This window comes from Winogradskyella eximia (genome assembly GCF_003386165.1).
GTDB classification, from domain to species: Bacteria; Bacteroidota; Bacteroidia; order Flavobacteriales; family Flavobacteriaceae; genus Winogradskyella; species Winogradskyella eximia.
Genome location: NZ_QRDV01000005.1, coordinates 146,016 through 171,110, shown reverse-complemented (window position 1 = coordinate 171,110; position 25,095 = coordinate 146,016). Strand labels below are relative to the sequence as shown.

Here is a 25,095-nt window from a genome sequence, read left to right as displayed (position 1 = left end):
AACTCATTATATTAGAAATGGCTCTCAAGAAATTGAGAGCCATTTTTTATTTCATATATACTAGGAATTATCCTAAGGTATAATTAATAATAATTTAGTTTGAGCTGTATTTGGTTTAATGCAAAATGTCATCATTAGTTAGGGTTTTACATGCCTAAATTGGCTTTTTAAGATGTTTCATAGTCATTTTATGTATGTTGTCTTATCAATATAAAGGGATTGTTTCAAATACTTTATATTGCTCAAATAAATTATTAGGCCTAACCTTATAATTATGATGAGCATCATATTATTGATAATTTATTAATGAATCTATTTATCTATTTGGAATACAAAAAGAGAAGGTATTTCAAATAATAACCATGTAGAATTTAGTACAATTATGAATAATATTGCAATAATAGGCGCAGGAACTACCGGAACTGCTGTCGCTCAACAATTATCACTAAACACAAATAATAATGTCTCTTTATTTGTGCAAACTAAAACACAGAGTAATCAGATAAATGAGGAAAATAAAAATAAAGAGTATTTCCAAAATTTTAGATTAAATAAAGAAATTAATTCTGAACATAATTTTGAGTTATTAAAGAACTATGAAATTATAATCTTAACCATCCCAAGCCGTCAATTTGACGATTATAAAAAAGTGTTTTCAGACATTATTGATAAAGATTCACTAATTATAAATATGTCTCGAGGATTATTAAAGGACGGAATGACAATTCACGATTATTTTACATATGAATTAAAATTTGAGAACTTTGTAAGTTTAAAAGGACCTTCAATTAATGTAGAAGTTATTAGAAACGCACCAACATTATTAACCTTAAGTTATAAGAATAGAGGTGATATAATTAAAGTAAAAGAAGTATTTAAAGAAACGGTTTTTTATTTCGATTTTACTACAGATAATAATGGTGTAGAATATCTCTGTGCTTTAAATAACATCTATGCTGTTTATATGGGGAATATTGATGGTAAATTTAATTCTAGTAACACCACTTATTTTATTCTTACACAGTGCTTTAAAGAGATTAAAATTTTATTAAAGTATCTTAAGTGTGACACAAAAACGGCTAATCTAGGTTGTGGAATTGGTAATCTTTGCTTAAACTCATTATCAGATTTAAGTAGAAATAGAACCCTAGGATTAATAGTAGAAAAAGGATTTTATAATGCTGAGGATACTACCAATAATGTAGTATTAGAAGATATCAAAACATTAAACCTTTTAAATAAAATTATAGAACCTAAGCTTGTAAAAAACTTACCGATTTTAGATACTTTGTTTGAGTTCTTTATTTTCAAAACCTCTAAAAAACTAAATGTAGATTTTTCATTATTACTAAAAAACAAATTCAAAACAGTTTTAACTTATGGCACTTTTGATTTGTTACATTATGGTCATTTAGAAATTTTAAAGAGAGCAAAAGATTATGGTGATAAGCTAATTGTTGGTCTTTCTACTGATGAGTTTAATGAAGTAAAAGGAAAAACATGCAAGTTTAATTACAAAAAAAGAAAACGATATTTAGAGTCTTTAGATTTTGTAGATTTAGTAATACCAGAAAATGATTGGGATCAAAAAGCAGAAGATGTCATTGAGCATAATATAGATTATTTTGTGATGGGTGATGATTGGAAAGATAAATTTAACTCTTTAGAAGAGCATTGCGAAGTGATATACTTACCAAGAACTAAAGGAGTCTCTACCTCACAATTAAAACAATTACTGCATGGCTAATATTAAAGTTTTACATAATAAATTGTTGACGTTGTTAAAAGAGTTAGATACCATTTGCTCAGCGCACGATATAAAATATAGCTTATTTGCCGGAACCGTAATTGGTGCCATCCGTCACAAAGGTTTTATACCTTGGGATGATGATGCTGATATTGTTTTTGAAAGAGGTGAATACGATAAATTTTTAAAGGTAATACCAGCAAACTTTAAAATCTCAAGTAATAATTTATGGGTAACACGGTTTGTGTCTAAGGATGATGAAAACATCTGTATCGATATTTTTGTGTTTGATAACATATCAAACTCTAAGGTTTTACAAAAGTTACAAGTGTTTGGTCTAAAAGCTATCCAAGGAACTTTAAAAGGACAGGTAACAAAAGATAAAGGCATTTTTGGGTTTGTTTTTACTAGTATTCTATATGTTATAGGACGCTTATTTAGTAAAGATTTTAAATTGAAGATGTATTATAAATTAGCAACCTTATATAAAAACAAGGATACGGATTATTTGTTTTCTTCATTAGATAAATTTGTGTACATCGGAAAAATATTGCCTAAAACGATTGTAAACACTTATTCTAAAGTAAATTTTGAAGGCACTCCATTAATGATTTTGGATGGCTATGATTTTTACCTCAAGGATTTTTATGGTGATTATATGAAATTACCACCAGTTGAAGATCAAAAACCTGAACATGGTAATTTGAAATATGTTAATGAGTAATATTCAATAGCATTAGCTTTTAAATTAAAGCCCAGTATCTTAATCGCAAACCATAATAATTAGATATTTAATACTAAAATCTAATCAAGTCTGTTCTGTTTCTTAAACGTTAGTGAGAAAGCAGTACCTTCATTTAGTTTGCTTTCCATTAAAATAACTCCTTGTAAAGCCTCTACTTGAGTTTTTGTAATATAGAGTCCTACACCTCTAGAGTCTTTTCTATCTGTGCCATGAAAGGTTTGATACATTTCAAAAATTTGATCCTTAAATTTATCCATGTCAATACCAATACCATTATCAGATATTAGAATCTTTACAGTATCTTTTGTGTGAATAGATTGAATAATAATTTGAGAATTCTTATTAGGGTCAGAGTATTTTATACTATTAGAAATTAAATTGTAAAAGATACTTTCTAAATAAGAGGTATTAGTTAGTAATACTTCATCTTTTCTTAATGCATTATGGATTACAACGCCTTTTTTAGAACTTTCTAATTTTAAGCTCTCTATCACTTTATTACTACAATCATATAGATTTACACGTTCGTTAAGTTGATGGTTGTTAATCTTAGATTTAATACTCACAATATCATCTAAATCTACTATGGTAGAGCTTAAAGATTTTGAAATAGTTTTTAAGTGATTAATAAGTTCTTCTTTTTCATTTTCAGTTTTCGCTTCGTCATAAAACTCTAGGATATTTTTAAGGTTTCCAATATGAGTTTTTAAATTGTGAGACACAATATGGGTAAAACTGTATAGTCTCTTATTCTGATTTGTAATAATTTGAAGGTTTTTATTAAGTTGTCCTTCATTCTTTTTTAAACTAGTAATGTCTGTATGAGTGCCAATAATACGAGATGGTTTACCATTAGCATCTTTTTCTATTACTTTACCTTTGTCTAAAATCCATTTGTAATTACCATTTTTACATTTAATGCGGTATTCGTTTTCATAAACATCGATCTCACCTTTTAGATGCGATTTAAAATTACTGAAGTAAGCCTCCTTATCTTCAGGATGTACTTTATTATCCCAAAATTCTGAGCTCGTTTTTAATTCATCTTCTGCATAACCAATAATTTGCTTAGACTCTTTAGAGTAGAAAACTTTGTTAGTCGTAATGTCCCAGTCCCAAAGACCAACATTAGAAATTTCTAATGCGATTTTGTGCTTTTCTTCTTCAATAGATGAATTAGAAAATCTATTTTTTTTGTAAGATTTTGATTTGTAATTGATTAGGTTTAGGATGGGGAATTTCATTAAATAGCAATTTGTTATAAGACACAAAAATAACGCCTTTGTCACATCTCTTATTATAATTTTTAATCTATTTTCTTGGGTGAAATTTATTTAAAACATCGCTTAAATGAGATCTGTCTACATGCATATAAATTTCGGTAGTGGTAATACTTTCATGGCCAAGCATCATTTGTATAGCTCTAAGGTCTGCTCCGTTTTCTAAAAGGTGTGTAGCAAACGAATGTCTAAAGGTGTGTGGAGATACTGTTTTTTTTAATCCTGTTTTTTTTACAAGTTGTTTAATTATGGTAAAAACCATGGCTCTTGTGAGTTTTTTTCCTTTAAAATTTAAAAAAAGAACATCTTTTGAGTTGGGTTGTATGGCTATGTGATTTCTAATAGCAATCCAAATATTTATATAATTCTGTGTAGAAGATCCAATAGGAACAAAACGTTGTTTGTCTCCTTTTCCTGTAACCTTAATAAAACCTTCTTCAAAAAATAAATCTGATACTTTTAGTTCTATGAGTTCACTGACACGTAAGCCGCAACTATATAAAGTTTCTATAATAGCTCTATTGCGCTCACCAAGATTTACACCGTTATATTGGTAACTTAAATCTATAGCATTAATTAAGTTATCTATATCTGTGATAGATAAAGTATCTGGTAATTTTCTGCCAATTCTTGGTGACTCAATTAAGTCTAACGGATTTGTAGTTCTATAATTTTCAAAAATTAGATAATCAAAAAAATTGCGAAGTCCAGAAATTAAGCGTGCTTGTGATCTTGGATTTATAGATTTTGATACTGAATATATAAAGTCTTTTACAATAGTGTTATTTATAGAAATAGGGGATTCTATAATGCTGTGTTCTTCAAGATATTGAATTAGTTTTTTTATATCATAACTATAATTTTCAATGGAGTTTTTAGACAAACCACGTTCAATTTGAAGGTAATGTTTATAATCTGCTATTGCTTGTTGCCATTTCATGGTTAAAAATAGCAATTAAATAGTTGATATATCTCGTGAAATAAGATGTAATTGAGTCGTTTTAAAGGTGTTTTTTGTTAATAACTATTTTTGTAATCATCTGATTTTTAGATTATTTAAGTGTTTTTGATATCTGATTGTTAATAACTATAGGTCAATATTTTCACTTTTGAAAAAAAATTCTTAGATTGTGTTAATTAATCTTAAAACATAAACAATTATGAAAAAATTATTATTATTAGTTTCGATTGTAACTTTCGGATTTTCAAATTCTTATGCTCAAGACATAAAGTTTGGAGTGAAAGCAGGAGTTAATGTTGCTACTCTTACGGGAGATGTAGATGATCTAACAACTAGATTTTCGCTTCATATAGGAGGTGTAGCCGAAATTCCTATAACAGACAAGCTTTCTTTTCAACCTGAATTATTATACTCTTCTCAAGGAGCGGAGGTTGATGAAGGACTTGGTTTTGGAGGTGTAAGTTTTAATTCAAAATACAAATTGGACTATATTAATTTACCATTAATGGGAAAATATTATGTTATAGAAAATTTAGGTGTTGAGTTTGGTCCAATGATTGGTTTTTTAGTTTCTGCAAAATATGACATTGATGGAGATTCTGGCTTTGATGGAGAATCAGATTCTGAAGATATTAAAGATCAATTTAAATCTATTGACTTTGGCTTAGCTGCAGGTGCGAGTTACGAGTTAGATTTTGGTTTAAATTTTGGACTACGTTATAACTTAGGACTTGCAGATATTAATGATATTGATGGTTCTGATAGTAAGTTGCATAACGGAGTACTCCAAGTATCTGTGGGATATTTTTTCTAATTTGAAATAGATATTTTATTATTTAAGAGAGGCCATGTGCCTCTCTTTTTTTTTCTAGAATTTTGCTGCATAGACTATAAAAACAACAGAGTTTGTTATATGATTTTTTACCTGTATAATTTGTTCACTGTAAATCGAAAAATATTGAAGAAAATATTAAACTTTAATTCTCTTAGTGTAGCTTCAATAATTTTCAATGAGAGGTAGCTTTTATACATTTAATCAGAATTATTGTGTTTATTGAGAAACAGCTGATTAGAGTGTTTTGCCTGTTTAAAAACATATATTATCGATGAAATACATTTAATTTTAACATATTTTGGGTTTTGGATTTCAATGTAAAGTCTACATTTGCCGACCAATTTAATTATAATATTAAAATCAAAAATTAATCATTAATCAAGTAAAATTTAAAATTATGAAAAAATTATTATTTACAGCTGCAATCGCAGTATTAGGATTTACAAATGTAAATGCACAAGAAGAAGCTACAACTACAGGTTTTGCAAAAGGAGATCTTTTTGTTAGTGGTTCTGTTGGTTTTAACAGTTCTAAAACTGGTGATGCTAAAAGTAACAATTTAAACTTTTCTCCATCTGTAGGTTATTTTATTTCTGAAAACATAGCTTTAGAAGTTAACCTTATGATTGGTTCTGGTGAAGATGCAGTAGATACTAAAACTACTGATTTAGGTGCTGGTTTAGGAGCAACTTATTTCTTTACTCCTTCTAACAAATTTTCATTTACTGTAGGTGCTGGTTTCGGTTATGCTAACAGTAAAGTAGAGCCTGACGGAGGTAGTGAAACAAAAGTAGATTCTTTTAGATTTGCAGTAGCACCAGGTGTACATTATTTTATTTCAGACAAATTTGCTTTAAGAGCTTCAGTAGGTGCTTTATCTTACGAAAGTGCTAAAGCTGATGGTGCTGATGATGCAACTAACGATTTTGGATTAAACATCGATTTATCTGATATCAATTTTGGTCTTGTTTACAAGTTCTAATAAATTCAGAATTTATTATATTAAAAACCGAAGCAAACGCTTCGGTTTTTTTTGCTCCAGTTTTTTAGAATTTTAAAAATTAATTCAAAATGATCCTAGTCATTAATGCAATAGTTTAATAGATATAATTTTGTGTCAACGAATTTGGTATAAAGCCAAAACTTAAATATTAAAAATTATATATCATGAAAAAATTAATGTTAATGGCTGCACTTGCAGTTTTCGGATTCACAAATGTAAATGCTCAAGATGATGCTACGTCAGGCGGACAAACATCTGAGGGAAAATGGTTAATTGAGGCAAACACGGGTAATGCCATGTTAGGAACTACAGGGCTTTATTTCTCATCGAGTGATGGTAGTTCTGAATATAATATCGGTTTAGATGGTGGTTATTTTATTATAGATGATCTTGCTATTAAAGCTGGTTTAGGGTATGGTGGCTTTAGTCCAGATGAAGGTGATTCTACAAGTTCATTTTCTTACCGTATAGGTGCAAAGTACTATTTTAAAAGCATGATTCCGGTAACAATAGATTTAACAGGAGCTTCAGGTGATGGAGTTGAGAATTACGCTGGAGAAACACCTTTATGGTTAGGTTTTGGTGCAGGTTATGCATGGTTTATTAGCGGCAACGTTTCTATTGAACCAGGTTTAAGATATAATTTGTCTTTAAACGAAGATTATACTGATGAAGGTGTATTTCAATTCAATGTTGGTTTTGCATTACATTTCTAGTCGAATAAAATATTATTTATTAAAAACCGAAGCCAACGCTTCGGTTTTTTTAAGCATTAAATTGAAGACTTAACCTGATTTTTATCATAAATTATAAACTAGTTTAAGAATATTTTTAACGCCATATTTAGGTTAAAACTAAAGACTTAAGATATTTATAAACTATAAAACTAAATATTATGAAAAAAATATTATTAATGACTGCTGTAGCAGTATTTGGATTTTTAAACATAAATGCACAAGAAGTGAAATTTGGAGCAAAAGCAGGTGTTAACTTTGCCACGCTTGGCGGTGATGTTGAAGATGCTGATGGTATAACATCATTTCATGTTGGTGCTGTAGCGGAGATTTCTATTTCAGAAAAATTTTCAGTACAACCAGAATTATTATATTCTGCACAAGGTGCTGATAATGAAGATTCTTATTCTGAATTTGGTTACTCTATAAGTGAAAAAACTAAAATCAAGTTAGACTACCTTAATATCCCAATTATGGCAAAGTATTACGTGGCTGAAGGTTTTAGTATTGAAGCAGGACCTCAAATTGGGATTTTGTTATCTGCAAACGGTGAATATGAATATAAGGAATCTTATGAAGGAGAAACATTCTCAGATTCTGACGACGAGGATATCAAAGATAATTTTAAAGGAATAGACTTTGGCTTTAATGTTGGTGTTGGTTATAAGATGGACAGTGGTTTAAACTTTTCTGCTCGTTATAATTTAGGGCTTGCAAATATTAATGATACTGAAGATTCTGATGATTGGACTATAAAAAATAACGTTTTACAATTATCTGTAGGATTTATGTTTTAAAGGTAATAACATTTTTAAATATTAAAACCGAAGCCAACGCTTCGGTTTTTTTATGCCTATATTTTAATATATTTACTTCATGAAAAAACTTATCATTATAAATGGTCCAAATCTAAATCTGTTAGGTAAGCGTGAGCCTGAGGTTTACGGTCATCAAACGTTTACAGAATATTTAGACCTATTAAGAGCAAAGTTTCCAGCGGCAACATTAGAATACTATCAATCTAATATAGAAGGCGAGCTTATTGATAAAATTCAGGAGGTAGGATTTACTTATGACGGTATTATTCTTAATGCAGCAGCATATACACATACTTCTGTGGGTATTGGTGATGCTGTAAAAGCGATACAAACACCAGTCGTAGAGGTTCATATTTCTAATACATTTTCAAGAGAGGAGTTTAGGCATCAATCTTATATTTCACCAAATGCAAAAGGTGTTATTCTTGGTTTTGGTTTGCAGAGTTATGATTTAGCCATTGAGAGTTTCATTTCTTTTTAGCTTTATTAGAGGAGAGCTTACAGTTATAACTAATCATATGATTTGAATGAGGAATTTCCTAAAAATACTCTTAATATCTATAGCTTTTTTTAGCTCATTAAGTTTACAAGCTCAGACGGATTTTGGTGTTAAGGGTGGACTTAATTTTACGTTTTTTAAAGTAGATGAGGGTGATTTTGGAGAAAGACCAGATGCAGAACTAGGATATTATATAGGTTGTTTTGTTGATTTTGAAATAGAGAAAAACTTCCGTTTACAACCTGAGTTACTTTATATCAGTCTTGGGGATTTTGATTTTTTGAATGCGCCTATATATTTAAAGTATAATATTAACGACCGTTTTAATATTCTCGTTGGTCCGAGTTTAAATTATTTTTTCGATTTTTTTAATACGAAACTGAAAGTTGGAGCCGATTTAGGATTTGCTTATAACTTATCTTCAAGTTTAGATCTACATATAAAATATACCTTAGGTTTTGATGTATTGTCTCCTAATGGTATGTTTTTTGGAATGCGTTATAAATTATAAATGCACTCTTTTTCTCTAAAAGAGTTAACCTTTTTAGTTATAGCGTTGACTTAATTTTTAATGTTTTACGATTGTTTTTATCTCTAATTAACAAATTTGTTAAACCGCTGTTAAGTCTTATTGTTAAAGGGTTTTTGACTTATAGCTTTGTTGTTTTAACCCAAATAAAACAATAATAATTATGAAAAAATTAATAGTATTTTCAAGTGTATTTTTATTTGCATTAACATCAGTTTATGCACAATCAGATTCTAAAGCCATTCAATTAGGAGTAAAGGGAGGTGTCAATCTTTCTAAACTAAGTGGAGACGATTTTGATGATGTAGATTCAAGAACGAGCTTTAATGTTGGCTTAGTTGCCGAAATTCCAATATCTGAACGTATTTCTTTTCAACCAGAAGTATTTTACTCAGGTCAAGGTTTCGATATTTTAGAAAGAGACCAAGATAATATCTTTGATACAGATCAGAATTTTGAATATCAATTAGACTATATCCAAGTGCCTTTATTGTTAAAAGCGTACTTAATAAAAGGGTTGAGCGTAGAAGCTGGTCCACAATTCGGGTTTAAAATACATGAAGAATTTGATACTCAACCTAACTCAGATGGTGGAGATTTTGAAATAGATGAAGATGATTCTTATGTTAAAGATTTCGATACAAGTTTAGCTCTAGGTACATCTTACAAGTTTGATAGTGGTTTCTTTCTAAGTGCTCGTTATACAATGGGTTTAACAAGCATTTTTAAGGACGATACTTTTTTTGAAGATGTAGATGGAAAAAATGAAGTTTGGCAATTTGGAGCCGGTTTTATGTTTTAACATAACAGCTCTAAATAAGTGCATAAAAAAAGTTCCAGATAATTCTGGAACTTTTTTGTTTATTTAGTAGTCTATAAATCTTATCATTTATAGGTGAATTACTTCATCGTAAGCAGCAGCAACAGCTTCCATAACCGCCTCACTCATTGTTGGGTGAGGGTGAACTGTTTTTAATACTTCGTGTCCTGTAGTTTCTAATTTACGACCTAATACAGCTTCAGCAATCATATCGGTTACACCAGCACCAATCATATGGCAGCCTAACCATTCGCCATATTTAGCATCGAAAATTACTTTTACAAAACCTTCTTTGTTTCCGCCAGCACTTGCTTTACCAGATGCAGAGAAAGGAAATTTACCAATCTTAATATCTAAACCTTTGGCTTTAGCTTGTTCTTCAGTTAAACCAACAGAAGCAATTTCTGGTGTACAATAGGTACAACCAGGAATATTTCCATAATCTAAGGCTTCAACATGTTGTCCTGCAATTTTTTCAACACAAAGAATTGCTTCAGCAGAAGCTACGTGTGCCAAGGCTTGCCCAGGTGTAACATCTCCAATAGCATAATAACCTGGTATGTTAGTTTGGTAGAAATCGTTAACTAAAATCTTATCTCTATCAACAGCAATACCAACATCTTCTAAACCTATATTTTCAATATTAGATTTAATACCTACAGCAGATAATAAAATATCAGCTTCTAGTGTTTCTTCACCTTTTTTGGTTTTTACAGTAGCCTTAACTCCAGCGCCTGATGTATCTACAGATGTTACTTCTGCAGAAGTCATTATTTTGATACCACTTTTCTTAAAGCTACGTTCTAATTGTTTAGAAACCTCATTGTCTTCAACAGGTACAATTTTATCTAAATATTCTACAATGGTTACTTCAGTCCCCATTGAGTTATAGAAATAAGCAAACTCAACACCAATGGCACCAGAACCAACAACAATCATTTTCTTTGGTTGTTTGTCTAAGTTCATAGCTTGTCTGTAGCCAATTACTTTTTTACCATCTTGAGGTAAATTTGGTAATTCACGAGAGCGTGCACCAGTAGCGATTATAATATGGTCAGCAGAATACTCTGTACCATCAACATCAATTTTCTTTCCGGTTTTTAATGTTCCAAAACCTTCAATAACATCTATTTTATTCTTTTTCATTAAGAATTTAACACCGTTACTCATGCCGTCAGCAACACCACGACTACGTTTTACAACAGCATTAAAATCTTTGTCATAATCTGTTACTTTTAATCCGTAATCTTCAGCATGTTTAAGGTATTCAAAAACCTGAGCAGATTTTAAAAGTGCTTTTGTAGGAATACAACCCCAATTTAGGCAAATGCCACCAAGACTTTCTTTTTCAATAACGGCTGTTTTAAAACCTAATTGTGAAGCGCGAATCGCAGCAACATAACCACCAGGACCACTTCCTAAAACTATAATATCGTATTTACTCATGAGTAAGTTTTTAAATTGAATTTTTGAAGTTACAAAAATAACAAATTCCAAAAAGAAAATACCAAAAACCAAAACGTTTAAATTGTAATGGAGATTTTCTTTACTTATATCTGTAAATTGAAGGGGTTATTTTTTGAATTAAATCTATAATTTGTCCGTAAAATGGGTTCTACTTTTACCGGTCTCAAATTTAACTTTATTGTATACTTTAGATTGTCCTTTTGCAATAGATAAGGTTTCCCAATTTTCAGCTTTAATTAACTTACCAATAAAAACAATCTGACCTATGTGATAGGCATAATGCATCATTTGTCTGTTAATGGCTTCTGTAACTGTATGTCCTTGATTTCTAATGTAAATAATCCTTTCTAAATCATTGCTTTTTAAAGGTTTAATGGCTGTAAATAAACAATCCCAACCCTTGGTCCAAGAAGCAATTAACTCATCTTTAGAATTGAAATTATCTATAAATTCTTCATCACGTTTTCTCCATTCTTTTTCTCCATCTTCAGTTAAAAAATTGGTCCAGCGACTGTGAATATTACCAACAAGATGTTTAACAATAATAGCCACGGAATTAGAATCTTGAGCAAACTCTTTTTTTAATTCGTCAAAAGAAAGTTGGGCTATAGTTTTATCTCCAAGAGATTTGTAGTATTCAAATTGTTTAATGGAGCTTATTAAATATGATGTATCCATAAGACGATATTTAGTCCTATAAAATTAGCGATACAATATCTATTACACTAAGATTTAGAATAATTAGATGTTATATCGCTATTTAGTTTTTAGATTTTTCCGAAAATTTATTCTTCAGAAGCCACAAATATTAAGGCGTCACCATTAATGCAATGACGTTTTCCTGTAGTTTCTTTTGGGCCATCATTAAATACATGTCCTAAGTGACCACCACATGTTGCACAATGCTCTTCGTCTCTAGTGTAGCCAATTTTTGTATCTGTGCCAAATGCAACGTTGCCTTCTATTTCTCTATCAAAACTTGGCCATCCCGATTTAGAGTCATATTTGTGTTCACTTTTAAATAAAGGCGTATTGCATGCTGCGCAATGATATGTGCCTTTTTTATAGTTTTTATTTAAAGGACTAGAAAATGGTCTCTCAGTACCAGCTTCTCTTAACACATAATATTGTTTCTCGTTAAGTTGTGCTTTCCACTCGGCTTCAGTTTTGGTGATGGTAAATGTTTCTTTTTCTTTGGTCTCTGTTTTTTGAGCAGAACTGTTACAGCTTAAAAACAAACCAATAATTGTAAGTAATGTTATCTTTTTCATATTTTAAAATTACAAAATTTCGCTTGTTTTATAGGTCGTATTAACGTTTCATTAATTACGTAATAGTTGTAATATTTTTTTTAAGTTAACAATTGACATTTTATAGTTGGCTTTGTATATTTATTGTTAAATTTAACAGCATCAACAATAAAATAGTGTATGTCAATGAAAATTATGCATGTCAGTGCTGAGTGTTATCCAATTGCTAAAGTAGGTGGTTTGGCTGATGTTGTAGGTGCTTTACCTAAATATCAAAATGAAATAGGTGCTAATAGTTCTGTTATAATGCCATTTTATAACAATAAGTTTACGCAAGCTCATGAGTTTACGTCTATTTATCAGGCAAATTTAAAATTAGGAAATGAAGAGTTAAGATTTAACGTTTTAAAGGTTGATGATTCTTCTTTAGAATTTGACATTTACTTTGTACACGTTGGTGATTTGCTTTATACAGATTACGTGTATTCTAATAATGATACCAATCGTTTTTTAGCGTTTCAAATAGCTGCTTTAGATTGGATATTAACGTTAAAAGAAAAACCAGATTATATTCATTGTCATGACCATCATACAGGTTTGATTCCTTTTATGACTCAAGAAAGTTATAAGTATGAGTCGTTAAATAAAATTCCTGTAATTACTACCATACATAATGCCCAATATCAAGGTTGGATGGGTTACGATAACTTGTATAAAATACCTAGGTTTAATATTGAGAAAGTAGGATTAATAATGTGGGATGGTATGATTAATCCATTAGCTGCAGCTATAAAGTGTGCTTGGAGAGTTACAACGGTATCGCCAAGTTATATGGAAGAATTAAAATTCAGTGCTAACGGACTAGAGTCTTTACTGTCTCATGAAAGTGCTAAAGCAATAGGAATCTTAAACGGTATAGATTCTGATGTTTGGAATCCAGATACGGATAAGTACATTATTAAAAATTATAAAAAAGCATCAGTAGAATCTGGAAAAAAAGCAAATAAAAAATGGTTGTGTGCGCAATTTAATTTGGATGAAACGAAGCCTCTGTTTGCTTTTATAGGTCGTTTGGTTGGTGAAAAAGGGGCAGAACTTTTGCCTTATGCCATTGATTACGCTGTGCGCTCTAAGGATATATCTGTCATAGTTTTAGGTTCTGGTTCTAAAGAAACAGAGCGACAATTATTTGATTTAATCCCAAGACACAGTGGAAATTATAATGCGTTTATTGGTTATGATGAAAAACTTTCTCATATCATTTACGCAGGCGCGGATTTTTTATTAATGCCATCTCGTGTAGAGCCTTGTGGTTTAAACCAAATGTATTCTTTAAGATATGGAACTGTGCCAATTGTGCGACGCATTGGAGGATTAAAAGATACGGTTATTGATATCGGTGATAATGGATTTGGCATTTGCCATAATGATGTTTCAGTACAAGATATGGTTGTTGCAATCAGTAGAGGAAAAGATTTTTATAATCATCAAAAGGAATTTAAAGTCAACAGAAAACATATAATGAGCATAGATCATTCTTGGAAGGTCTCTGCTAAAGCATATATTGATTTATATAAGTCAATCAACTAAATAACTAAATAAATTACGCTAATCTAAACTAAACAAGCTATGATAAACGATAAAGTACTGTCAATTATTCTAGGAGGAGGCCAAGGGTCTCGGCTGTATCCCTTAACAGAAAAACGCTCTAAACCTGCGGTTCCTATTGCTGGTAAATACAGACTAGTAGATATACCAATCTCTAACTGTATTAATTCTGATATTAAGCGTATGTACGTTTTAACTCAGTTTAATTCAGCATCCTTAAATAGGCATATAAAAAACACCTATCACTTTAGTTTTTTCAGTTCGGCCTTTGTAGATGTATTAGCAGCAGAACAAACACCAGAAAGTAAATCTTGGTTTCAAGGAACTGCTGATGCTGTAAGACAAAGTATGCACCATATTAAAGCGCACGATTTTGAGTATGCTTTAATTTTATCTGGTGATCAATTATACCAAATGGATTTTAATGAAATGATTGAAGCCCATAGGGAATCTAATGCAGAGATTTCTATTGCTACAATACCAGTAAATGAAAAAGATGCCACTTCTTTTGGTATTCTTAAAACAGATAATGAGAATGTAGTGACCTCATTTATTGAAAAACCTAGTTCAGATTTATTACCAGATTGGACTTCTGAAACAAGTGAAGAGATGAAAGCTCAAGGTCGTAATCACCTGGCGTCAATGGGTATTTATATCTTTAATAGACAACTATTAATTGACTTAATGAATAATCCAGAGACTAATGATTTTGGTAAAGAGATTATTCCTCAATCTATAGATAAACATAAAACCTTAAGTTACCAATATGAAGGGTATTGGACAGATATCGGAAATATAGATTCATTTTTTGAAGCTAATCTTGGTTTTACAGACGATTTGCCACATTTTAATTTATACGATTCTAAGAAACGCACCTATACCAATGCTAGGATTCTTCCAACTTCAAAAATCACAGGTACTGCTTTAGATAGAGCTGTAATTGCAGAAGGTTGTTTAATAAATGCGGCTAAAATTGAAAAATCTGTAATTGGTATTCGTTCTAGAATAGGAAAGGATTCTACAATAATTAATACCTATATGATGGGTAATGATGATTATGAATCTTTAGACGATATTAATAGAAAGCACACAGAAATACTTTTAGGTATTGGTGAAAGATGCTACATAAAGAATACTATTATAGATAAAAATGTACGTATTGGAGATGATGTAAGAATTAATGGAGGTACTCATTTAGCAGACGCAGAAACAGACGAATATGTAATTAAAGACGGAATAGTTGTTATAAGGAAAGACGCTATAATTCCTAAGGGATTTGTACTATAATATATGGCAGAAGTAATAACACACAGTCGTTTTACGGATTTTGATATTAACCTTTTTAAATCAGGAAAACATTATCGTTTATACGAGAAATTTGGTTCACACATAACAACCATAGATGGAGTAGAAGGAGTATACTTTGCTGTTTGGGCACCTAGTGCTAAAATGGTATCTGTTGTAGGAGACTTTAATTTTTGGAATGAAAATGAGCATAAATTAAATGTACGTTGGGATTCTAGCGGAATTTGGGAAGGTTTTATTCCTGGTGCAGGTAAAGGGAGTAAGTATAAGTACAAAATTCTAAGTAGCAATAACGATGTAATCACAGAAAAGGCAGATCCTTACGCTAGGCGTGCAGAGCACAATCCTAACACAGCATCAATTGTTTGGGATGATAACTATAAATGGAAGGATACAAAATGGATGAAAAAGCGTAAAAAGAATAACGCTTTAGACGCCCCTTTTTCTGTTTATGAAGTTCATTTAGGATCTTGGAGAAAGAAGATTGAAGAAAATCGTTTTATGTCTTATGTTGAGCTGGCAGATGAATTGGTCAGCTACGTAAAAGAGATGAATTTTACGCATGTAGAGTTAATGCCAATTATGGAGTTTCCTTATGATCCTTCTTGGGGTTATCAAGTCACAGGGTATTTTGCTCCAACATCGCGATTTGGTTATCCTGAAGAGTTTAAATTATTAGTCGATAAATTACATCAAAACGATATAGGTATTATTTTAGATTGGGTGCCATCGCATTTTCCAGAAGATGCACATGGACTTGGCTTTTTTGATGGATCTGCACTTTATGAGCATCCAGATAGAAGAAAAGGCTATCACCAAGATTGGAAAAGTTTGATTTTTAATTATGGTCGTAACGAAGTAAAATCTTTTCTAATTAGTAATGCTCTTTTTTGGTTAGATCAATATCACGCAGATGGTTTTAGAGTAGATGCAGTAGCGTCAATGTTATTTTTAGATTACAGTAGAGAAGATGGAGAATGGGAACCAAACATGTTTGGTGGGCGAGAAAATTTAGAGGCGATGTCATTTTTAAGAGAAATGAATGAGGCTGTGTATTCAGCATTCCCAGATGTGCAGACTATAGCAGAAGAGTCCACAGCATTTCCTATGGTTTCTAAACCAGTATTTATGGGTGGTTTAGGATTTGGAATGAAATGGATGATGGGTTGGATGCACGATACACTTCAGTATTTTAGTAAAGAATCAGTATATAGAAAATTCCATCAAAATGATTTAACCTTCTCAATGACCTATGCGTTTACGGAGAATTTTATGTTGCCGTTAAGTCATGATGAAGTTGTTTATGGTAAAGGTTCTATGTTAGGTAAAATGCCAGGTGATGAGTGGCAGCGTTTTGCTAATTTAAGATTACTATACAGTTATATGTTTACACATCCTGGAACTAATTTATTGTTTCAAGGAGCAGAATTTGGGCAAAGTAGTGAATGGAATTTTAAGACAAGTCTAGACTGGTATTTGTTACAATACGATCCGCACAAAGGTGTGCAAGAACTCGTAAAAGATTTAAACAAGTTTTATGTAGATGAGCCAGCGTTGCACCAAAAGCAATTTGAAGCAGATGGCTTTGAATGGATTGATTATGGTGATTCTGAGAATTCTGTATTTACCTATATTAGAAAAGGTAAGCATGAAAAAGATGATGTGATTATTGCCTGTAATATGACACCCGTTCCTAAGGAGAATTACAGATTAGGTATGCCTAGAAAAGGAAAACTTAAAGAGATCTTTAATAGTGATTTAAAGAAATACTATGGAACAGGAGATTATAAGAATAGACTAAAAACTACAAAGCCTGAAGCTTGGCATTATAGAGACCAATCAATAGAGGTTAATATTCCACCTTTAGGAATGGTTGCTTTTAAATATGAAAAGCAAGTTAAATCTAAGACAAAATCAAAAAATGTAACTAAGTCTAAGGTTAAAACAGAACAAAAAAGTAAGACAACTAAAAAGGATAAGCCAAAGACTAAATCTTAAAAGTAGAGTGGTATTATATGAATTGGCCTCAAGTGTTTTTTAAACCCTTGAGGTCTTTTTGAAACTAATAATAGTTTAGTCTTAATGCTTTATAATTATTAATTCTCGGTATTAAAAAATAAAAGTAATATATGCCAATAGCGCCAAAAGAACTTTTCTTAAAATATGGAATTCCTATTCTTGCAATAATCGTCATTGCTATACAGTTCTTTTTTGTTAAAACACAACATCTTAATCACTGGAAAGGAGGAGGATATGGTATGTACACCAAAGTTCATTTTTATTACAATCAAATTTACATTCCTGGTGTATCAGTAGATTCTTTAGTTGATAATAACAATGATATTAAAAACGCATTCCGAATGCTTAAAATAATGCCTAATGATGCTCATTTTTATGAAGCAGCTCAATTAGTTTTAAAGGCAACAGCTAAAGATAGTATTCATGTACAATTATGGGAACCTAGTGTAAATTCTAACAGTGGTGCATATTCAAGAGTTTTGATTAATGAAATTCACTTAAAAAATCAAGATTTGTGAAATATTGGTCAGACATACAAGATACATTAAAGAATAATATAGTACTCGCTATTCAGTTATTGCTTTTTTTTCTAGCTGTTTATATTTTTATAACTGGAGAAAAGTATGGTTTTTGGAAAAGCCCAATTATTGTAATAATACTGTTTAGTTGGTTTTTTCTGCGTAACAAAACTAAGCATCCAATTACTTGGATTGCTCTTTTTGCACTACTTGTTTTTGATCTTTATCTATTTTATTTTAGAGTAGCAAATCATCATTTTGTGCTGACATTTATGGTGCTTTCAGTAGTCCTTTGTTTTTATCATAATCAAAGTGATATCCTTTTAAAAAACATTCAGATGCTTTTGGTTGTTGTTGTAGCTGCATCAGCGATACAAAAACTAATGTCTAGCCAGTTTATGAGTGGTGAATTCTATTATTATATGATGAATAGAGGCTTTGTGTTTAATGTTTTTCACCCTTTGTTTTCAGAAAGTTTAGAGATCGCAAAGAGTAATTCAGATCAGATTCTAGAATTGCAAGCTACTGATCCAAATATTAAAGAAAGCATTGTTTTTGCAAATGTTTTTCCGAATCTTGGTCTTTTTAGCCTCATTTTTGCTTGGATTACTGTTGTTGTAGAATTTATAGTTGCAATGGCTATTTTGTGGAAACCTAGAAGTAAATGGGTACATTTGCTTTTTATAATGATGATTTTGAGCATTCTATGTACAAGGTTAGAGACAGGGTTTATGGCATTATTAGCCATCTGTGGTATGTTTTTGTGTCGTAATCTTAAGTTGAGATTATTGTATGCTTTAATTGTTATAGTTTGTTTATCATTAATTATTACCAAAATTGGGTTTCATTAATCCTATAAAACAGTTCTGTTTTTTATTTGTTTTAATTATGAATACTGCTGAATTTTTGAAGAAAAATAGCAAAATCATAAAAATTCAACTCGAAAACGTTTTAGTTAGTAACAATTCTTAATAAGCAAGGTGAACCCTTTCAAATGTTCAATTTTTTCCGTTTTTTTGCTAGTAATTTTGCCAAAAAATTAACCTATGATTGTAAATACAGAATTAGAAAATAAAGGAAATTTATTTCCTTCAAATATAATAGACTTTAAAAAAGATGTTGATAAGCTATATTTTACAGCTGCAAACGATGTTATTTTAGAGTTAACGGTTGTTAGAGATAGCTTACTACGTTTTAGATATACTACAGTAGGTAACTTTGATAATGACTTTTCCTATGCAATAACTAAATACGCAAGTATTGGTTATAACAAACTAGAGATAGAAGAGAAAAAAGAATATTTTGAAATAACAACGTCAAAACTGCGTTGCGAGATTTCTAAAGATGACATGAGAGTTTCTATTTATGATGCTAAAGACGGCACATTAATTAACCAAGATGAAAGTGGATTTCATTGGGAAGAAAGTTATGAGTATGGTGGGAATATCGTAAAGATGAGCAAAGCTTCTAACGATGGTGAGAGTTATTATGGTCTTGGTGACAAACCAAATCATCTTAACTTAAAAGGTAAACGCTATAGTAATTGGGCAACAGATTCTTATGCCTACGGAAAAGATACAGATCCATTATATAAAGCAATTCCTTTTTACACTGGTTTACATCACGGAAAGGCTTATGGAATTTTCTTTGATAATACATTTAAATCGTCTTTTGATTTTGCACAAGAGCGTAGAAATGTCACAAGTTTCTGGGCACAAGGAGGTGAAATGAATTACTATTTCTTCTATGGTCCAAAAATGAATGATGTTGTAGAAAGTTATACAGACTTAACTGGGAAACCACACCATTTGCCACCACTTTGGGCATTAGGTTTTCACCAATGTAAATGGAGTTACTATCCAGAATCTAAAGTTAAAGAGATAACATCTACGTTCAGAAAACTTAAAATTCCATGTGATGCTATTTATTTAGATATCGATTATATGGAAGGCTTCCGCTGTTTCACTTGGAACAAAGAATACTTTCCAGATCCAAAACGAATGGTAAAAGAATTATTGGATGATGGTTTTAAAACCGTTGCCATTATTGATCCAGGTATTAAAATAGATAAAGAATATTCTGTTTTTAAAGAAGCTTTAGAAAAAGATTACTTCTGTAAACGAGCAGATGGAGATTACATGAAAGGTAAGGTTTGGCCTGGAGAATGTTATTTCCCAGATTTTACAAATCCAGAAGTTAGAGATTGGTGGTCTGGTTTATTCAAAGAATTGATTGAAGATATAGGTGTAAAAGGTGTTTGGAATGATATGAATGAGCCAGCCGTAATGGAAGTGCCAAATAAAACATTCCCAGATGATGTACGTCACGATTATGACGGTAATCCATGTAGTCATAGAAAAGCTCATAATATTTATGGGATGCAAATGGCTAGAGCAACCTATCAAGGTTTAAAGAAATACTCATATCCAAAGCGTCCGTTTGTAATTACACGTTCAGCTTATTCAGGTACACAACGTTACACGTCTACTTGGACAGGTGATAATGTTGCCACATGGGAGCATTTATGGATCGCAAATATCCAAGCACAGCGTATGGCAATGTCTGGTTTTTCTTTTGCAGGTAGTGATATTGGAGGATTTGCAGAACAACCACAAGGTGAATTATTTACCCGTTGGATTCAATTAGGAATTTTTCATCCATTTTTTAGAGTGCATTCTTCTGGAGATCATGGAGATCAAGAACCGTGGGCATTTGATGAAGATGTTACAGATATCGTAAGAAAGTTTATTGAAATTCGTTACCAAATATTACCATATTTATACACGGCATTCTGGAATTATGTAGACCATGGTACTCCATTGCTAAAATCTTTAGTGCTCTACGATCAAGAAGATGTACAAACGCATTATAGAACTGACGAGTTTATTTTTGGTGAGCAAATTTTGGCTTGTCCTGTATTAGAACCTAATGCTAAAGGAAGAAGAATGTATATTCCTAAAGGTAACTGGTATAATTTCTGGACAAATGAAATTGTAAAAGGAGGCAAAGAAATGTGGGTTGATGCAGATATTGATAGTATGCCGATTTTTGTGAAAGAAGGAGCCATTATTCCTAAGTATCCTATACAACAATATGTTGGTGAAAAAGATATTACGGAAATTACTTTAGATGTCTATTATAAAGAAGGAAAAGAGGAAAGTGAATTATATAGTGATGCTAATGATGGATTTGATTATACGAAAGGACGTTATAGCTTAAGAAATTTTTCACTTAGAGGAAAAGCAAACGAATTAATAATTAACCAATATAAAGAAGGTAAGTATATTACAACTTACGAAACTTTTAATATTCAATTTCATGGTTTACCATTTGATATCGTTGAGGTACAATTAGATAATGAAAAAATTGAACATAAAAGTTTAAAAGTAAATGACATAACATCTATAGTAGTACATAAGAACTTCTCTGAGTTGCATATTATTGGAGAAAAATCTTAGTATGATATAGATTAAATGTTTGAAGGTTTTTTAATTTTTGGTGACCAAATGACTAATTTTGTGTCTCATAATTACCGAATGATTTTTTCGTATTTTAGTAATTATAATAAAACAATTAGCTATGAAATTAAATAAAATAATATTAAGTTTTGTTGTTGCTGCAGTGATGTTTTCATGTGCAACAAATCCTTTTACAGGTAAAAAGACTATGGCATTTGTAGGTAACGACCAGTTATTTCCATCTGCGTTTGCACAGTATAACCAAGTATTATCTGAAAATAAAGTAGTAACAGGGACATCAGATGCCGAAATGATTACACGAGTTGGGCAGCGTATTGCAGTTGCAGCAGAACGTTGGTTAACAGCAAATGGTCATCAAAGTTATTTAGAAGATTATAAATGGGAATATAAATTAATAGAATCAGAGCAAGTAAACGCTTGGTGTATGCCAGGTGGAAAAATTGCTTTCTATACCGGTATTTTGCCAATTGCAGCTAACGAAACAGGTGTTGCTGCTATTATGGGACATGAAGTAGCACATGCTTTAGCAAATCACGGACAGCAACGTATGAGTGCAGCTTACTTACAACAGGGTTTGGCTGTTGCAGGTAATGTAGCTTTGTCAAATGATCAACAAGCTTTAGGTATTTTTAATCAGTCTTACGGAGTAGTTTCTAACGTTGCAGGAATGCTGCCATTTAGTAGAGCGCACGAAACTGAAGCAGATAAAATAGGGTTGTATTTAATGTCAATTGCAGGTTACAATCCAGATGAAGCATCTGTGCTGTGGGAACGTATGAAAGCAAATAGTGGAGGAGAAGCACCACCAGAATTTTTAAGCACACACCCTAGTAATGATTCTAGAATTCAAAATTTAAAAGCTTTAGCACCAAAAGCAAAAGCAGAAGCTAAGAAATTTGGTATCACAAGCTTTAGACCTATAAATTAATATTGAATTAATAAATATTTGATTACTTTAGAAGCTGCTCAATTTGAGCAGCTTTTTTTATGGAATTCAAAACCATAACATCAGTTAATCAATGACTATTTATGAATAAATTAAAAAAAGGAAGTGAAAAACTTCTTAATGCCTGGGCATTTTACGATTGGGCAAATTCTGTTTATACTTTAACTATTGCATCGTCTATATTTCCTATATTTTATTCTGCATTATTTGTATCTCAAGTAGAAAAAACGGTTCCTGCTTTTGGAATGGTTTTTAAGAGTACGGCGTTAATAACGTATGTGACTGCATTTACGTTTTTGGTGGTGGCTTTTACGTCACCTATTCTTTCTGGTATTGCGGATTATGTTGGAAACAAAAAGAATTTTATGAAATTCTTTTGCTACGTTGGTAGTGCTGGTTGTATTGGATTGTATTGGTTTAGTTTAGAGAGTATTCATTTAAGTCTTCTGTTTTATTTTATGGGATTAATAGGGTATTGGGGAAGTTTAGTGTTTTACAATTCTTATTTACCAGATATTGCTTATCCAGAACAACAAGATCGTATTAGTGCTAAAGGTTTTAGTATGGGTTATTTTGGTAGTGTTATACTTTTAATAGTAAACCTAGCAATGGTAATGAAACCAGAATTATTTGGTTTTGATATTAGTATTTCAAAAACAATTGCAGAGACGGGAACTGAAACGGAAATTGCTACTGCTTTACAAGATGCTAAAAATAGTGCTTCGTTTGAAGCCATGAGAATTTCGTTTATCACTGTAGGTTTATGGTGGGCACTGTTTAGTCAATATACTTTTTATATACTGCCTGCAGGTGTTTCTAAAGGCCACAAAGTAACTAAAGATGTTGTCTTTAATGGTTTAAGAGAATTGAAGCAAGTGTGGATTCAATTAAAGCAAAACTTACGCTTAAAACGTTACTTAGTCGCCTTTTTTGTATTTAGTATGGCAGTACAAACCATTATGTTGGTCGCCGTTTATTTTGGTGAAGAAGAAATTGCTTGGGGAGATTCTGAAGCTAAAACTTTTGGGCTTATTTTTAGTATATTAATTATACAATTAGTAGCAATTTTAGGTGCTTATTTAACATCTCGAGCGTCTTCTAAATTCGGAAATATAAAAACACTAATTGTTATTAATTTCTTTTGGATGGCACTTTGTTTTTACGCCTATTTTATGAAAACACCAGAGCAATTTTATCTTGCAGCAAGTTTTGTAGGTTTAGTAATGGGTGGTGTTCAATCTTTGGCAAGATCAACATACTCAAAATTTTTACCAGAAACCGAAGACACCACCTCATATTTTAGTTTTTATGATGTCGCTGAGAAAATAGGTATTGTAATTGGTATGGTGATTTTTGCGACTATAGATCAATTAACGGGTAGCATGCGAAATGCTATTTTATTTTTAGTTGTCTTTTTTATAGCAGGAATTGTGCTTCTGTATAGAGTGCCAAGAACCGAATTGAAGAAAATGGATTAATTCTTTTATAATATTTACTCCAACTCTTCGCTCTAATATTTTAACTTTGCCAATAAGTAGATCGCCTTATCGATTCTAAATTTATTTAGGGTAGGAAAGTCCGAACACCATAGTGCAATCATAGTGGTTAACAGCCACCAGTCGTAAGGCTAGGAAAAGTGCAACAGAAAGTATGTACAGGTAATGCTGTAGTGAAACCAGGTAAACTCTATGTGGTGCAATGTCATGTATACTAACGTTTGAGCGTACACGCGCGATTGTTAGAGGGTAGGCAGCTAAAGTTTGCTGGCAACAGTAAACGTAGATAAATGATAAGGGCTCTTTTATTAGAGTACAGAATTCGGCTTATAGATTTACTTAAGCATAAAAAAACCATCTAGAAATAGATGGTTTTTGTGCTTATATAAAAATTATAGTTATTTTTTTGGTGGTGTAATAGTATAACCTTGTGTTGTTAATATGTTGAGCATATCGTAGTAGTAGCGTATATATATAATTTTATTATCTTGTATCAAAGAAGCTGTATGGTAAGGGATTACAACTTCTTTTCCTGTCTTTTTGTTAGTAATTGTGTTTGTTCCCCAAGATAATATCCATTCGCCTTCATTCCAGTTGTTATCAACTTTTACGGGTAAATATAAATCCTTACTTATAGAGTGTTTAAATTGGTTTGTGCTGTTAGTGTAGTATTCTTTATGTTGTTGTACGTTTAAAGAATCTAAACCTCCGCCTAAGCCATATATCATGGCTTTTTCATGAAGTTGTGCATTCATAGTGTTCGCGTCTCCTTTTTGTAATGCTTCAGTGTAAGTTCTAATGAGTTTTACCGCTGTTTCAGCATTTTTAAATTCAATAGTCACTTTACTTTCTTGTGCGTTGGTAATAAAACTGATACCAAGCAATAGAAATGACAGAATAATAACCTTTTTTGAGATTTTCATAATAGCTGTTTTTAAATTATATAATTGATTAATAGTTACAAATCAATTTTGAGGCAAAACAATAAATGGGTGGAGCTATTAAAACCAGTAGGAAGGTAATAATTAAAAGAAAG

Annotated in this window: 23 protein-coding genes and 1 other RNA gene; 18 read left to right on the top strand and 6 right to left on the bottom strand. The window is 31.3% G+C overall.

The window, feature by feature from the left end; translation table 11 throughout:
• Positions 1–382 precede the first annotated feature (382 nt).
• Entirely contained in the window at positions 383–1,747 is a 1,365-nt protein-coding gene (gene tagD, locus DFQ10_RS18725) for a glycerol-3-phosphate cytidylyltransferase (protein ID WP_115817652.1), read from the top strand.
• The gene (locus tag DFQ10_RS11885; RefSeq protein WP_115817651.1) at positions 1,740–2,471 is read left to right on the top strand and encodes a LicD family protein; all 732 of its coding nucleotides are present in this window, start codon (positions 1,740–1,742) and stop codon (positions 2,469–2,471) included. The genes tagD and DFQ10_RS11885 overlap by 8 nt, the downstream gene beginning before the upstream one ends.
• An 80-nt stretch (positions 2,472–2,551) precedes the next feature.
• Here DFQ10_RS11885 and DFQ10_RS11880 read toward each other — a convergent pair whose 3' ends face one another.
• Positions 2,552–3,736, bottom strand: coding sequence for a PAS domain-containing sensor histidine kinase (locus DFQ10_RS11880; protein WP_115817650.1), 1,185 nt, complete (start codon positions 3,734–3,736; stop codon positions 2,552–2,554).
• A 67-nt stretch (positions 3,737–3,803) separates the two neighbouring features.
• Positions 3,804–4,712: a site-specific tyrosine recombinase/integron integrase gene (gene xerA, locus DFQ10_RS11875; protein ID WP_115817649.1), complete on the bottom strand. Its 909-nt coding sequence runs from the start codon at positions 4,710–4,712 to the stop codon at positions 3,804–3,806.
• Between the two features lie 220 nt (positions 4,713–4,932).
• Between xerA and DFQ10_RS11870 the strand changes: the two genes are divergently transcribed.
• The 7 genes from DFQ10_RS11870 (at position 4,933) to DFQ10_RS11840 (ending at position 9,953) form a co-directional block, all read left to right on the top strand.
• Positions 4,933–5,547 (top strand): porin family protein, encoded by a 615-nt coding sequence (locus tag DFQ10_RS11870; protein WP_115817648.1) that lies wholly within the window; start codon positions 4,933–4,935, stop codon positions 5,545–5,547.
• Between the two features lie 418 nt (positions 5,548–5,965).
• Entirely contained in the window at positions 5,966–6,550 is a 585-nt protein-coding gene (locus DFQ10_RS11865) for an outer membrane beta-barrel protein (protein WP_115817647.1), read from the top strand.
• A gap of 185 nt (positions 6,551–6,735) precedes the next feature.
• Complete coding sequence (locus DFQ10_RS11860) at positions 6,736–7,287, top strand: outer membrane beta-barrel protein (RefSeq protein ID WP_115817646.1); 552 nt, start codon at positions 6,736–6,738, stop codon at positions 7,285–7,287.
• A gap of 179 nt (positions 7,288–7,466) precedes the next feature.
• Positions 7,467–8,102 (top strand): porin family protein, encoded by a 636-nt coding sequence (locus DFQ10_RS11855; RefSeq protein WP_115817645.1) that lies wholly within the window; start codon positions 7,467–7,469, stop codon positions 8,100–8,102.
• 79 nt (positions 8,103–8,181) lie between these two features.
• Complete coding sequence (gene aroQ / locus DFQ10_RS11850) at positions 8,182–8,604, top strand: type II 3-dehydroquinate dehydratase (protein ID WP_115817644.1); 423 nt, start codon at positions 8,182–8,184, stop codon at positions 8,602–8,604.
• A 46-nt stretch (positions 8,605–8,650) separates the two neighbouring features.
• On the top strand, positions 8,651–9,133 hold the full coding sequence (locus DFQ10_RS11845) for an outer membrane beta-barrel protein (RefSeq protein ID WP_115817643.1): 483 nt from the start codon (positions 8,651–8,653) through the stop codon (positions 9,131–9,133).
• Positions 9,134–9,314: 181 nt separating this feature from the next.
• Entirely contained in the window at positions 9,315–9,953 is a 639-nt protein-coding gene (locus DFQ10_RS11840) for a porin family protein (protein WP_115817642.1), read from the top strand.
• 87 nt (positions 9,954–10,040) lie between these two features.
• On the opposite strand, the gene lpdA is transcribed toward DFQ10_RS11840, so the two are convergent.
• The 3 genes from lpdA to msrB all read right to left on the bottom strand — a co-directional run bounded on the left by lpdA (position 10,041) and on the right by msrB (position 12,709).
• A complete protein-coding gene (gene lpdA / locus DFQ10_RS11835; RefSeq protein WP_115817781.1) occupies positions 10,041–11,417 on the bottom strand; it encodes a dihydrolipoyl dehydrogenase in 1,377 nt (458 codons plus the stop codon).
• A gap of 144 nt (positions 11,418–11,561) precedes the next feature.
• Positions 11,562–12,116, bottom strand: coding sequence for a DUF1572 family protein (locus DFQ10_RS11830; protein ID WP_115817641.1), 555 nt, complete (start codon positions 12,114–12,116; stop codon positions 11,562–11,564).
• Between the two features lie 107 nt (positions 12,117–12,223).
• Entirely contained in the window at positions 12,224–12,709 is a 486-nt protein-coding gene (gene msrB, locus DFQ10_RS11825) for a peptide-methionine (R)-S-oxide reductase MsrB (RefSeq protein WP_115817640.1), read from the bottom strand.
• Positions 12,710–12,874: 165 nt separating this feature from the next.
• Between msrB and DFQ10_RS11820 the strand changes: the two genes are divergently transcribed.
• From DFQ10_RS11820 to rnpB, 9 genes are all read left to right on the top strand, one after another.
• Positions 12,875–14,278, top strand: coding sequence for a glycogen synthase (locus DFQ10_RS11820; protein ID WP_115817639.1), 1,404 nt, complete (start codon positions 12,875–12,877; stop codon positions 14,276–14,278).
• 39 nt (positions 14,279–14,317) lie between these two features.
• Complete coding sequence (locus DFQ10_RS11815) at positions 14,318–15,583, top strand: glucose-1-phosphate adenylyltransferase (RefSeq protein WP_115817638.1); 1,266 nt, start codon at positions 14,318–14,320, stop codon at positions 15,581–15,583.
• A gap of 3 nt (positions 15,584–15,586) precedes the next feature.
• Positions 15,587–17,599 carry a 1,4-alpha-glucan branching protein GlgB gene (gene glgB / locus DFQ10_RS11810; protein ID WP_115817637.1) on the top strand — a complete coding sequence of 671 codons (2,013 nt, stop codon included), beginning with the start codon at positions 15,587–15,589 and terminating at the stop codon, positions 17,597–17,599.
• 131 nt (positions 17,600–17,730) lie between these two features.
• Positions 17,731–18,138 (top strand): hypothetical protein, encoded by a 408-nt coding sequence (locus DFQ10_RS11805; protein WP_115817636.1) that lies wholly within the window; start codon positions 17,731–17,733, stop codon positions 18,136–18,138.
• Complete coding sequence (locus DFQ10_RS11800) at positions 18,135–18,989, top strand: hypothetical protein (protein ID WP_115817635.1); 855 nt, start codon at positions 18,135–18,137, stop codon at positions 18,987–18,989. The genes DFQ10_RS11805 and DFQ10_RS11800 overlap by 4 nt, the downstream gene beginning before the upstream one ends.
• Before the next feature lie 195 nt (positions 18,990–19,184).
• Positions 19,185–21,596 carry a glycoside hydrolase family 31 protein gene (locus tag DFQ10_RS11795; protein ID WP_115817634.1) on the top strand — a complete coding sequence of 804 codons (2,412 nt, stop codon included), beginning with the start codon at positions 19,185–19,187 and terminating at the stop codon, positions 21,594–21,596.
• A 121-nt stretch (positions 21,597–21,717) separates the two neighbouring features.
• The gene (locus DFQ10_RS11790) at positions 21,718–22,545 is read left to right on the top strand and encodes a M48 family metallopeptidase (protein ID WP_115817633.1); all 828 of its coding nucleotides are present in this window, start codon (positions 21,718–21,720) and stop codon (positions 22,543–22,545) included.
• 101 nt (positions 22,546–22,646) lie between these two features.
• Positions 22,647–24,041, top strand: a complete 1,395-nt coding sequence (locus DFQ10_RS11785) for an MFS transporter (RefSeq protein WP_115817632.1) — start codon at positions 22,647–22,649, stop codon at positions 24,039–24,041.
• A gap of 53 nt (positions 24,042–24,094) precedes the next feature.
• Positions 24,095–24,405, top strand: an RNA gene (gene rnpB, locus DFQ10_RS11780) — RNase P RNA component class A.
• A 52-nt stretch (positions 24,406–24,457) separates the two neighbouring features.
• Here rnpB and DFQ10_RS11775 read toward each other — a convergent pair.
• Positions 24,458–24,982 (bottom strand): nuclear transport factor 2 family protein, encoded by a 525-nt coding sequence (locus DFQ10_RS11775; RefSeq protein WP_115817631.1) that lies wholly within the window; start codon positions 24,980–24,982, stop codon positions 24,458–24,460.
• Positions 24,983–25,095: the final 113 nt, after the last annotated feature.

Bases quoted from the DNA above. Each gene is read 5' to 3' on its own strand.
- tagD (WP_115817652.1), top strand. From the start codon at position 383: ATGAATAATATTGCAATAATAGGCGCAGGAACTACCGGAACTGCTGTC.
- DFQ10_RS11885 (WP_115817651.1), top strand. From the start codon at position 1,740: ATGGCTAATATTAAAGTTTTACATAATAAATTGTTGACGTTGTTAAAA.
- DFQ10_RS11880 (WP_115817650.1), bottom strand. From the start codon at position 3,736: ATGAAATTCCCCATCCTAAACCTAATCAATTACAAATCAAAATCTTAC.
- xerA (WP_115817649.1), bottom strand. From the start codon at position 4,712: ATGAAATGGCAACAAGCAATAGCAGATTATAAACATTACCTTCAAATT.
- DFQ10_RS11870 (WP_115817648.1), top strand. From the start codon at position 4,933: ATGAAAAAATTATTATTATTAGTTTCGATTGTAACTTTCGGATTTTCA.
- DFQ10_RS11865 (WP_115817647.1), top strand. From the start codon at position 5,966: ATGAAAAAATTATTATTTACAGCTGCAATCGCAGTATTAGGATTTACA.
- DFQ10_RS11860 (WP_115817646.1), top strand. From the start codon at position 6,736: ATGAAAAAATTAATGTTAATGGCTGCACTTGCAGTTTTCGGATTCACA.
- DFQ10_RS11855 (WP_115817645.1), top strand. From the start codon at position 7,467: ATGAAAAAAATATTATTAATGACTGCTGTAGCAGTATTTGGATTTTTA.
- aroQ (WP_115817644.1), top strand. From the start codon at position 8,182: ATGAAAAAACTTATCATTATAAATGGTCCAAATCTAAATCTGTTAGGT.
- DFQ10_RS11845 (WP_115817643.1), top strand. From the start codon at position 8,651: ATGAGGAATTTCCTAAAAATACTCTTAATATCTATAGCTTTTTTTAGC.
- DFQ10_RS11840 (WP_115817642.1), top strand. From the start codon at position 9,315: ATGAAAAAATTAATAGTATTTTCAAGTGTATTTTTATTTGCATTAACA.
- lpdA (WP_115817781.1), bottom strand. From the start codon at position 11,417: ATGAGTAAATACGATATTATAGTTTTAGGAAGTGGTCCTGGTGGTTAT.
- DFQ10_RS11830 (WP_115817641.1), bottom strand. From the start codon at position 12,116: ATGGATACATCATATTTAATAAGCTCCATTAAACAATTTGAATACTAC.
- msrB (WP_115817640.1), bottom strand. From the start codon at position 12,709: ATGAAAAAGATAACATTACTTACAATTATTGGTTTGTTTTTAAGCTGT.
- DFQ10_RS11820 (WP_115817639.1), top strand. From the start codon at position 12,875: ATGAAAATTATGCATGTCAGTGCTGAGTGTTATCCAATTGCTAAAGTA.
- DFQ10_RS11815 (WP_115817638.1), top strand. From the start codon at position 14,318: ATGATAAACGATAAAGTACTGTCAATTATTCTAGGAGGAGGCCAAGGG.
- glgB (WP_115817637.1), top strand. From the start codon at position 15,587: ATGGCAGAAGTAATAACACACAGTCGTTTTACGGATTTTGATATTAAC.
- DFQ10_RS11805 (WP_115817636.1), top strand. From the start codon at position 17,731: ATGCCAATAGCGCCAAAAGAACTTTTCTTAAAATATGGAATTCCTATT.
- DFQ10_RS11795 (WP_115817634.1), top strand. From the start codon at position 19,185: ATGATTGTAAATACAGAATTAGAAAATAAAGGAAATTTATTTCCTTCA.
- DFQ10_RS11790 (WP_115817633.1), top strand. From the start codon at position 21,718: ATGAAATTAAATAAAATAATATTAAGTTTTGTTGTTGCTGCAGTGATG.
- DFQ10_RS11785 (WP_115817632.1), top strand. From the start codon at position 22,647: ATGAATAAATTAAAAAAAGGAAGTGAAAAACTTCTTAATGCCTGGGCA.
- DFQ10_RS11775 (WP_115817631.1), bottom strand. From the start codon at position 24,982: ATGAAAATCTCAAAAAAGGTTATTATTCTGTCATTTCTATTGCTTGGT.